General features: G+C 74.4%; 1 protein-coding gene. It reads left to right on the top strand.

The genetic code is table 11. The annotated features are described in order from the left end of the window. The coding region (locus AC1DQC_RS20280; protein WP_477053020.1) for a serine hydrolase domain-containing protein at nucleotides 1–492 on the top strand (492 nt) is incomplete at its 5' end. Nucleotides 493–520 lie beyond the last annotated feature (28 nt).

Raw genomic sequence — 520 nt, 5'->3', positions numbered from 1 at the left:
GACCTGGTCGCCGCCGAGAGCGGGATCGAGTTCCCCGAGTACCTGCGCGAGGCGGTGTTCGCGCCGCTGGGCATGACCGCGTCCACGCTCGAAGGCCCGGCCGGGCACGGCGCCCGCTCCACGGTCGCCGACCTGTCCCGCTTCGCCCGCGAACTGCTGCGCCCGACCCTGCTCTCCGAGCAGACCGCCGCCGACGCGACCGCGGTGCAGTTCCCCGGACTCGACGGCCTGCTGCCGGGCTACGGCTCGCAGCGGCCCAACGACTGGGGGCTCGGGTTCGAGATCAAGGGCGGCAAGGCGCCGCACTGGACCGGCGCCGCGAACTCGCCCGCCACCTACGGGCACTTCGGACAGTCCGGCACCTTCCTGTGGGTCGACCCCGCGCGGTCGCTCGCGTGTGTGGCGCTGGCGGACAAGCCGTTCGGGGACTGGGCGAAGCAGGCCTGGCCGCCGCTGAGCGACGCGGTGCTCGCGGAGGTGTCCGGACCGTAGCCGAGAAGGCGCCGGACCGTCGGCCAAC

It is taken from the genome of Cellulomonas sp. P4_H12, from assembly GCF_056400905.1.
The sequence above is the reverse complement of the archived record's forward strand: the minus strand, read 5'-3'. Positions and strand labels throughout refer to the sequence as shown.